Source organism: Zooshikella ganghwensis DSM 15267, from assembly GCF_000428585.1.
Classification (GTDB): Bacteria; Pseudomonadota; Gammaproteobacteria; order Pseudomonadales; family Zooshikellaceae; genus Zooshikella; species Zooshikella ganghwensis.
This window is the reverse complement of sequence record NZ_AUAF01000170.1, coordinates 1-8,721: the sequence shown is the minus strand read 5'-3', so window position 1 is coordinate 8,721 and position 8,721 is coordinate 1. Positions and strand designations below refer to the sequence as shown.

11 protein-coding genes are annotated in these 8,721 nt (G+C 38.3%); 5 read left to right on the top strand and 6 right to left on the bottom strand.

The genetic code is table 11. The features are described 5' to 3' along the window. Positions 1 to 223 precede the first annotated feature (223 nt). Positions 224 to 1,000, top strand: coding sequence for a substrate-binding periplasmic protein (locus F607_RS0122350; RefSeq protein ID WP_027709855.1), 777 nt, complete (start codon positions 224 to 226; stop codon positions 998 to 1,000). A gap of 19 nt (positions 1,001 to 1,019) precedes the next feature. Here the strand turns inward: F607_RS0122350 and F607_RS0122345 are convergent, their stop codons facing one another. Both F607_RS0122345 and F607_RS0122340 read right to left on the bottom strand, forming a co-directional pair. Next, positions 1,020 to 1,274, bottom strand: a complete 255-nt coding sequence (locus F607_RS0122345) for a hypothetical protein (protein WP_157365566.1) — start codon at positions 1,272 to 1,274, stop codon at positions 1,020 to 1,022. A 446-nt stretch (positions 1,275 to 1,720) separates the two neighbouring features. Next, positions 1,721 to 2,533, bottom strand: a complete 813-nt coding sequence (locus F607_RS0122340) for an SDR family oxidoreductase (RefSeq protein ID WP_038292066.1) — start codon at positions 2,531 to 2,533, stop codon at positions 1,721 to 1,723. A gap of 264 nt (positions 2,534 to 2,797) precedes the next feature. Between F607_RS0122340 and F607_RS0122335 the strand changes: the two genes are divergently transcribed. Further along, complete coding sequence (locus F607_RS0122335; protein ID WP_051311742.1) at positions 2,798 to 3,655, top strand: M90 family metallopeptidase; 858 nt, start codon at positions 2,798 to 2,800, stop codon at positions 3,653 to 3,655. On the opposite strand, the gene F607_RS0122330 is transcribed toward F607_RS0122335, so the two are convergent. Continuing rightward, positions 3,652 to 4,383 carry an FAD-binding oxidoreductase gene (locus tag F607_RS0122330; protein ID WP_027709851.1) on the bottom strand — a complete coding sequence of 244 codons (732 nt, stop codon included), beginning with the start codon at positions 4,381 to 4,383 and terminating at the stop codon, positions 3,652 to 3,654. The genes F607_RS0122335 and F607_RS0122330 overlap by 4 nt on opposite strands. Positions 4,384 to 4,483: 100 nt before the next feature. Then, a complete protein-coding gene (locus F607_RS0122325; protein WP_027709850.1) occupies positions 4,484 to 5,185 on the bottom strand; it encodes an AcaB family transcriptional regulator in 702 nt (233 codons plus the stop codon). 319 nt (positions 5,186 to 5,504) lie between these two features. Here F607_RS0122325 and F607_RS0122320 point away from each other — a divergent pair, with 319 nt between their 5' ends. After that, positions 5,505 to 6,452: a phosphatidate cytidylyltransferase gene (locus F607_RS0122320; protein ID WP_051311741.1), complete on the top strand. Its 948-nt coding sequence runs from the start codon at positions 5,505 to 5,507 to the stop codon at positions 6,450 to 6,452. Further along, positions 6,430 to 7,104: a lysophospholipid acyltransferase family protein gene (locus F607_RS0122315; protein WP_051311740.1), complete on the top strand. Its 675-nt coding sequence runs from the start codon at positions 6,430 to 6,432 to the stop codon at positions 7,102 to 7,104. The genes F607_RS0122320 and F607_RS0122315 overlap by 23 nt, the downstream gene beginning before the upstream one ends. Positions 7,105 to 7,555: 451 nt before the next feature. Here F607_RS0122315 and F607_RS0122305 read toward each other — a convergent pair whose 3' ends face one another. Together F607_RS0122305 and F607_RS0122300 are read right to left on the bottom strand one after the other, a co-directional pair. Next, a complete protein-coding gene (locus F607_RS0122305) occupies positions 7,556 to 7,975 on the bottom strand; it encodes a hypothetical protein (RefSeq protein WP_027709846.1) in 420 nt (139 codons plus the stop codon). A gap of 45 nt (positions 7,976 to 8,020) precedes the next feature. After that, entirely contained in the window at positions 8,021 to 8,446 is a 426-nt protein-coding gene (locus tag F607_RS0122300) for a hypothetical protein (RefSeq protein WP_027709845.1), read from the bottom strand. A gap of 83 nt (positions 8,447 to 8,529) precedes the next feature. On the opposite strand from F607_RS0122300, the gene F607_RS0122295 reads away from it, so the two are divergent. Next, positions 8,530 to 8,721, top strand: a 192-nt coding sequence (locus tag F607_RS0122295) for a transposase (protein WP_027709844.1), incomplete at its 3' end; no start/stop codon positions are given.

The window sequence follows — 8,721 nt, the reverse complement described above, 5'->3', positions numbered from 1 at the left end:
TTTAACTTGGTTTAGCTTCCATCCGCTACCAAGCAAAATCACTGCATTGATTTTATACGCTGCATGACGATTGCGCTCAGCCCTGTGAGCTATGCGCAACGCCTTTAATTCTTCTTCTGTGAGCCAAAATCCTTTCATGGTCGCAAAGGATATACAATTTCCCTTGTTAAATCAAAAGATTAAACCTAATTCTCAAACGCTATGGGTATAGAAGTTTATCGTAATGAAAAAAGTAGTTCTTTCATTTTTAATTGTTGCTCATTTATTTGTATCAGCCCCGACTCTTACCCAAGAAAAGCTTATATCTATTACCACAGGTGAGTATCCCCCATGGTCATCATCCAAATACAAACATGGTGGCTTCGTTCACCACCTCATCAGCGAAGCATTTTTGCGCCAGGGTTATCAGGTTACCTACATTTATCATATTTGGGCCAGAAACTATAAAGAGGGTAAGAGTGGAAAGCATCATGCAACAGCGTTTTGGTATTACTCTGAAGAACGTGCTAAATATTTCTACTATAGCGATGCTTTATACAGTGAAAAAATTGTTTTCTTCCACCTAAAATCCATACATTTTTCAGAATGGGAAACTCTTGATGATCTGGTTGGTTTTACAATAGGGGCTACAAGAGGTTATACCTATACCAAAGCATTTTGGGATGCTCATGCATCCAAAAAACTTAATATCGTTCCCAGCAATTCAGATACATTAAATTTTAGAATGCTACTTAAAAAAAGGACTGATATTTTTATAATGGATTTAGTCGCAGGTAAAAGTTTACTCAGTCAAGAGTTTGATAGTGCACAAGTTCAGCAAATAACATATAACCCCATCCCGCTAGCAACGAGAACAGGTCACCTTCTCTTTCCAAAAGTTAGAAGCGACTCACTTGAACTTTTAAAACAGTTTAATCAAGGTTTAGCTTCAATGAAAAAAGACGGTACCTATGATGAGCTTTATAATATGTTACTTAAGGGAGATTACACTAAACCATAATATATCCCCACTTCACACATCAATTTACGGTATTAGTTTGAGCACATTCTCCTGAATAATATCCATAGACCTTTTCATCTGCACAGGCTTCACAGCTATTTGACTTTTGAACCCACTCAACCGCTTCATCACAAGGTGTTGTAACACAACGAACACCGGTATCTCTTTCTGCACATACTGGTTGGTATATACGCGTACAAGCCTCAGGCCTCGACTCTGGACAAGTAATATAATTTGCAGGCTGTTTAGCGCCACAACCAACACATATACTCATTAATACACCAATAAAACTTAAATTCCTTAGCATCTTATACCTTATGATTGCACTATATAAACATATACCCTTCACGAATGATTTCTAGGTTTTGTTATCTTCACTCCTCATTCCAATCACCTATTAATATAGGCTCATTGGTAATATAGGCTCATAGGGCTTCGTCACTCGATGGCCGCACCTAAAAACCATTCGTATTGGGTATAGAAAAGTTATACTACTCTTGTATACCATTCTTAGCTTTCAAGGGTAACTCTAAAAATAGTAATTTTTTGTAAAAGCAAGGAAGCGCCACACGAAGGACCGCAGTCTATAAGGAATAAATGAGGGCTAAACAGCTACTGCGTGTCAGCCTTAAGTACTTATAGATGCTAGCCGTGTTATGAGTACAGTGCTGACACGACTATCATGAAAAAATGCATTTTTAGAGATGACTTTAAGAAAGTTTATGACCTCCCTTGCTGCTCTCTCTTAACCTTTAACATTAAGCGCTCAAATAAATGTGGACATAAATAAGAAAGCATTCTTGCGCGCCGCCCGACATTGGATAACACCACTAATCGTTTACGCTTGCTCGCTGCCTGGTAGATCTCATCAGCTACATCAACAGGTGATGCTAACTGTCCCACTAATGAGAAAGGCGACTTGGTAATTGAACCATCGCCTTCAAGTGCATTTTTATGGATATCCGTTGCGGTAAAGCCTGGACACACCATCATAATACTGACGCCACTCTCTTCTACTTCCAGCCTTAGGCTTTCAAATAAACCATGTAATGCATGTTTGCTGGCGCTATAGCCAGAGCGAAACCACATAGGCGTAAAGCCAGACATACTGCTTAATGTAATCACCAGTCCTTTGCTATCCAATAATGCAGGTAGGGCTACTTTCGTACAATACAGTGCACCAAAAAAGTTAACATCCAGCACACGTCGAAATACAGCAATATCAGTATCAATAAACGCACTCCGGTGAGTAATGCCCGCATTATTAATCAAAACATCAATTTTTTTAAATTGATCAAGAATCGAATTAAAAGCATGATCAACATCCGCTTCTCGACTTACATCACAGGCAAGCCCCATTGCACGGGTATTAAGTGCTTCAATATGATTTACCAGCGCATCCAGTTGAGACTGGTCAAGATCAATTGCGACAATCCAGGCTCCTGCTCGCGCAAAACGAAGACACAACTGTCGTCCAATGCCTGCACAAGCACCTGTAATAACGACAACTTTATTACGAAAAAAATATTTCATTATAACAACATATTATTTTAATTATTCTTAAAAAACTCATACTAAAGAATAGCAAACTTTTTATTACGCCGCGGTTACCTTTACCCACTGTGTGGGCTGTAGGCATAAAATTCCTTCGTTTTGAATAAATGTTCCGAAAGTGAAGGGGTATACTTGAATAATTTCCGATAGCCTTCATATTACATTAACTAGCCTCACACCAGAAAGCGCATATCCACAGTAATGGGTGCAGAGAGCCTCTAACTCACACATAGGAGTATATTAGTGCCTGATGTGACCCTCATCATTTATGCAATAGTTTGTATTATCTTGCTAAGCTTTGTCGTATTCAAAGTGTTTATAGCTCCCCAACTCCGACGTAAGCGTGTTCTTAAAACAGCATTCCCACAATCCTGGCATCAGATTTTAAATAAAAATTTTGCGATTTATAATCTATTACCCCATTCACTTAAGATTCGACTACAAAAGTTAATCCAACTCTTTTTGTTAGAAAAAAAATTTTATGGCTGCCAAGGACTCACCTTAACAGAAGAAATTCGTGTGACGATTGCTGCACAGGCTTGCCTGCTCATTCTTAATCAACCCAGAGCATGGTACAGCAAGTTACAATCAATACTGGTTTATCCTGGTGCATTCACTGTCCCAAATGCTCAGTATTCTAACGAAGGTATTATTTCTAATGCACCTTCTCATCGTTTGGGAGAGTCTTGGCATAATGGGCGCATTATTCTGTCCTGGGACGATGTTATCAACGATAGCCGTTGCCCACAACGAGGGCAAAATGTGACCTTTCATGAGTTCGCCCATCAGCTGGATGCAGAAGATGGCTATACCGATGGTATCCCTATTTTAGGACCCAAACACAGCTTTCAACACTGGAGTCATTTGATGGCTGAAGAGCTAGCTCGATTACGACATGAAGTGATAGTAGGTATCCCCCACGTGATTAATCAATATGGTGCTACAAATCCCGCAGAGTTTTTTGCCGTTGCCACTGAAACATTTTTTACTCACCCTCATCAGCTAGCCACGCATAATCCTGCATTATTTCAAGTTCTCCAAAGTTACTACCAACTTGACCCTAGAAGTTGGACAAAAAATCATCTGCCGAATGAAAACTAATGATTAAGAATGTATTTTTCACGTTTTATTTGAGAAGCTTTTAAACCTTTATCTTTCGTAAAAAGTGTAAAGCAACCATCCACCATGTCAGGATGACCGCACAGCATAACTAACGCATTGGGATGAACATCAATATTAACTAAGTACTGCTGTACATATCCTGAATGCAAACATGCTGATTCTGTCGTCTGTTGTCGACTGAAGCATACCGTAAAATTAAAGTGACTATATTGCTCAGCAAGCACTTTAAAAGGATAAAAGAAAAATAATTCTTCGCTATTTCTTACTCCAAAAAACAAATCTACGTGACAGCCACATTTCAGATATTCTTCTAAATCAGGCAACATAGCATAAAATGGTGCTATTCCAGTACCTGTAGCCACTAAAATAAGCTGTGATGGACACTCAACTGCTTTGGGTAACAATAAACGACCATAAGGCCCTTTTAACGAAGTTTGCCAACCTGGCTGAGCAAACTGAAATTGAGTTGATGCAACACCATTAGCCAGTAAGGTTGCAACAAGACTAAATGTAGTCATCCCCTGGTAGGGAGGTGAAGCTATACTATAGTTTCTGGCAACATGTTGTCCGTTAATATCCCACTCAAGCTTGATGAACTGGCCTGCTTGAAATAAAAGTGGTTCAGATAGTTGGAAGCGTAGCCATAACACTCGAGGCGTTAATGGTATTTTACTCAATAGTGTGACTTTTTGATTCAATATGTCCATTAGAGGTTTCAGTGTCTATCAAGCGGTATCTTTTACTTATTAGACTAGCTCACTTTACATTTACTGAACCCTTTAATGCATCGTCAAATACATAATCACACTAAGAATATTGCACTTCAGAAGCCTTGCTAACCGTATGTGTTGGCAAAGCAGTATCAACTAAGGGGGTACCTCCAACCTGTGCTAAAATCCCCAAGGACTTACTCTTATTTTGCATAGCTGTTTCAGCGATAGTTCGCATTGCCTTTCTTAACGGTTTCCCCAACTCAGAGTACCATTTTTTCTGCTGTCGTGAGTCAATCAACTGCCTTCTACTTGCTTCATTCACTAACATACAGCCATGATCTAACAACATAACCATTCTCAATAAATTCCAAACAAGTGGGTCATTCCAATGGATATTGTATTGAACTTTATTATTTATAGCCGTTGTACATTGGGGTAAATGCCCTGATAAATCAATTTTAATTTGAGTTATCGCCTGCTCCATGTGCTGATGCTGCTCTTGTATTAACTTATCCCATTGTTTTATTTTTTTATCCGCGTGTTGATCACCTAATTGCACACGGTATGTCATCCTTTTAATCAGTTTGGCGACCGCTTTAATATCAAGCACTCTAGCGCCATTCATAAAAGCGTCATGATTATCTAGATGACGCATCGCTAATGTAGAGGAAATCGATAAAACACCAAATACTTGTTTGGCATTGCTTACTTCAGTTTGCTTTATATTTGTGCTGTAAGCTGCTGACGTTTTGGGGAAAGCTTGACTCTCTCCATACCCATTAACTGGATGACTCATCCCATAGTACTCCTTCATTGGCTATCCCCATCACACAGGGAACAACGTTTGATCAGGAGTATTACACGACAAAACTGTTCATAATGGGAGAAAACTCACAGCATAGTTTTCATTCTGCAATAAATTTGAAAAATCAAACTTATTTTTACACGAATATGCAAAGTATCTGTTTTACTCTTCACATTACTCTCTTGAACTCAATTCGTTGTATACTCACAACACTGTATACTTATTTCACCACTGACAAAGACGTCCCTTCATCTTGCGATAGAACGATATACTGTATACTTCTCAAAAATATACTTTTTAAGGGAACTTTATGAACCACCCGCTATTTGGTATACCCAATATCATTTTTATCACTTTTGGAGGGATATACAGCCTACTGTGCCTTGGATCACTACTCATCTACCGTTTAAAGCACCGCTTAGCAGCCCATGATTACCAGGAGCTAACCAAACGAATTAATGCGTGGTGGGTAATGGTGACCATCATTTTCGGGGCATTTTTAGTTCCTGAAGGTTTTACCATAACAGCTATAGGTTTCCTTAGCTTTTTTGCCTTTAAAGAGTTTGTATCATTGATTCCAACCCGCCGTACAGATCATCGCCCCATTTTTTGGGCCTATATTGCCATTCCTCTTCAGTTTTACTGGATCTATATTGGCTGGTATGGCATGTTTATTATATTTATTCCGCTTTATATGGCACTTTTTTTACCTATGCGTATGGTATTAATAGGTAATACCAAAGGGTTTATGACAGCTGCAAGTACAATAAACTGGTTGCTTTTATTCACCGTTTTCTGTTTAAGTCACATGGCGTATTTTTTAAAGCTCCCTGAACATGTTAACGAACATGCAAGCAACTATGGATTTATTTTATTTTTAGTACTACTTGCTCAGTTTAACGACGTAATGCAATTTACTTGGGGAAAGTTATTGGGTAAACATCCTGTACTTTCAACAGTAAGTCCTAAAAAAACAACAGAGGGGTTTATTGGTGGTTTAATCATTACTACATTGTTAGCCTATTTGTTAGCGCCCTTTTTAACCCCTCTTACTGTATGGGAAAGCATAGGCGCAGGATTAATGATTGCAACATTTGGCTTTATTGGCGATGTTTCTATCTCTGCAGTTAAACGCGACTTAAATATCAAAGACAGTGGTGCCCTCATTCCTGGACATGGCGGCATTCTTGATCGAGTTGATAGCCTAATTTATACCACACCATTATTTTTTCACTATGTCTATTACTTGCACTACTAAACCTAAAAAAACGAAATGGCTTAAATTGCTCTTTTTTTCGTTGCTAATAAAGCCAATCATTACTATTTTAATTGGTTTACGTATTTATAACAGGGAGCTCTTACCTTGCTTTGGACCAGCTATTGTTGTAGCTAATCATAACAGTCATCTTGATGCAGTTGTATTAATGAGCCTATATCCACTCAAAACATTATCTATGGTAAGACCAGTTGCCGCAGCAGATTATTTCTTTAGAAATCGTTTCCTTTCCTGGTTTTCGAAAAATATACTAGATCTTGTTCCCATAGAACGAAACACGCTGACAAACAAAGAAGACCTCTTACAGCCTTGCCATCAAGCCTTAGCTGACAACCAAATACTGATTTTATTTCCTGAAGGAACCCGAGGTGAACCTGAGCAGCGACAACCATTAAAGAAAGGTATTTTTTATTTAAGTCAAGCACATGCAGAGTGTACGGTTACCCCTGTTTTTATCTACGGACTTGGTAAGACACTACCTAAAGGTGAAAAGGTCATTGTTCCATTTTTTTCGGATATTGTAATTGGTCAGCCAGTACCATCAGCACCCAATGCTACTGACTATATAGCCAATTTACAGTTAAGCTTTGACCAACTGGCTCAAAAAATAAAAACCGATCGTTATATTATTTAATGCTCTATATGGATTCCTAGGGGGGGATAGCATATAGAGCCGTGCTTTATTTAACTTTTACAGCATTAATTCCAGAATAATTAGCATAGCAGTTATTTTCAACTAAATTATATACCCATCACGAATCATTTTTAGGTCGTGATGGGTATAGAACACCAAATAACGCACAAATATGCATAAGAAGCTGTGAAGGGCCAATCCACCTTGGTGCAACCACGACCAATAAATCTTTTAGCACAAGAAAACTAAAAGGTATGCCTACAAAGAAAAACAGCAAAAACCAAACGGTAAGCCATGCTTCATTCACTGTGCTTGAAATAGCAAAGCATAAAACTAAAACAAAAATGGCAGTAATAATTGTTTTTAGCGCTATATTCATATGTACGTAGTCGTGTTCTTTATTGGTGCAGCTATACCATGTCAGTATGAAAGTATCTTGTTAGTGATATTATCATCCGTTGCTAATGGCTCTGCCATTATGATGCTGGTAATGCGACCATATGCATGATGCCAAGCCGATAGAACTTAGAAAAATAATAATTGTTTCTGGAATACCGATTATAAATGCTGCAACACCTGCATCGAAGACTATTGCGACGTATAACAATAGACTCACATGAAATAAGGCTGAAAATGACCAACTTGCTAAGCGACGCTTTATATTTTTACCTTTAAGCGAATACACCAAGTATATTGAAAAGATATAGAGTAAGCTCCAGAAAATCACTTTAAGGGTAATGGTGCTAAGCAAAATATCAAAGTCGCCGTTAGCTATTGAAACAATAAACCAGATCAATGCGATCAGCATTGCAGCTACTATGTATGAGTAGCCTACAATGTGAGTAATCCACCTTGCTACTCTTTGTTCCATAATTTATGCTTAACACTCAGCTAATGGGCGAAGTACTTAGTTACGCTAAAGTACCTTGTTATTTTTTTTTATTCGTGGTTGATGATTAAGGAACATCACTAGATCTCTAACAGACCTAATCTGATTAAAATAAGGATTCCCTTCAGGGTTTTCTGTATCGATACCTAAGCGATCAGCTACAGACCAATAGATATCATCTAGATCATCAGGATCCATTTTGTAAATGCTATCGAATGTATCATCAGCCTTAACTGGAAAAGGTCTACCATTATAATTTCCTAACGAAAGTTGAATCTCATTCCAAACTTCTCGTATGATTTTTGTGTCTACATTTCTAAAATCGAAAGACCTAGCATATTCACAAATATTTGGTTCACCACGCTCATGGGATATCTTTTTCATCCTACAGTGATCAATGAATATGTAGATTGCAACTAATATAAGTACACCAGTTATGTAAAATATTACCATGTGCTCACCATCCCCTTATGTCAGGATAGTTGTCGCCTCACCTGAAGTAAAAATCTAAAGAAAGGGGCGCAGGTGAATGATGAGTGAAGCGCGTATCAAAAGAAAGAAAAGAAGCTATTCTAGCGAAGATGATGCCACCCCATAATATGAGTGTTCCAGCACTTGCAGAAGAAACCGGTATTTCAGCAAAAACCCTGTATAATTGGCGTCAGGTTGCGAAAAGAAAAGGCTGTGTTATGCCCGGAAACAAGAAGAATGCTGAGCAGTGGTCCTCA

Coding starts and splice junctions, on each gene's coding strand:
- F607_RS0122350 (WP_027709855.1), top strand. CDS start 224: ATGAAAAAAGTAGTTCTTTCATTTTTAATTGTTGCTCATTTATTTGTA.
- F607_RS0122345 (WP_157365566.1), bottom strand. CDS start 1,274: ATGAGTATATGTGTTGGTTGTGGCGCTAAACAGCCTGCAAATTATATT.
- F607_RS0122340 (WP_038292066.1), bottom strand. CDS start 2,533: ATGAAATATTTTTTTCGTAATAAAGTTGTCGTTATTACAGGTGCTTGT.
- F607_RS0122330 (WP_027709851.1), bottom strand. CDS start 4,383: ATGGACATATTGAATCAAAAAGTCACACTATTGAGTAAAATACCATTA.
- F607_RS0122325 (WP_027709850.1), bottom strand. CDS start 5,185: ATGAGTCATCCAGTTAATGGGTATGGAGAGAGTCAAGCTTTCCCCAAA.
- F607_RS0122320 (WP_051311741.1), top strand. CDS start 5,505: ATGAACCACCCGCTATTTGGTATACCCAATATCATTTTTATCACTTTT.
- F607_RS0122315 (WP_051311740.1), top strand. CDS start 6,430: ATGTCTATTACTTGCACTACTAAACCTAAAAAAACGAAATGGCTTAAA.
- F607_RS0122305 (WP_027709846.1), bottom strand. CDS start 7,975: ATGGAACAAAGAGTAGCAAGGTGGATTACTCACATTGTAGGCTACTCA.
- F607_RS0122300 (WP_027709845.1), bottom strand. CDS start 8,446: ATGGTAATATTTTACATAACTGGTGTACTTATATTAGTTGCAATCTAC.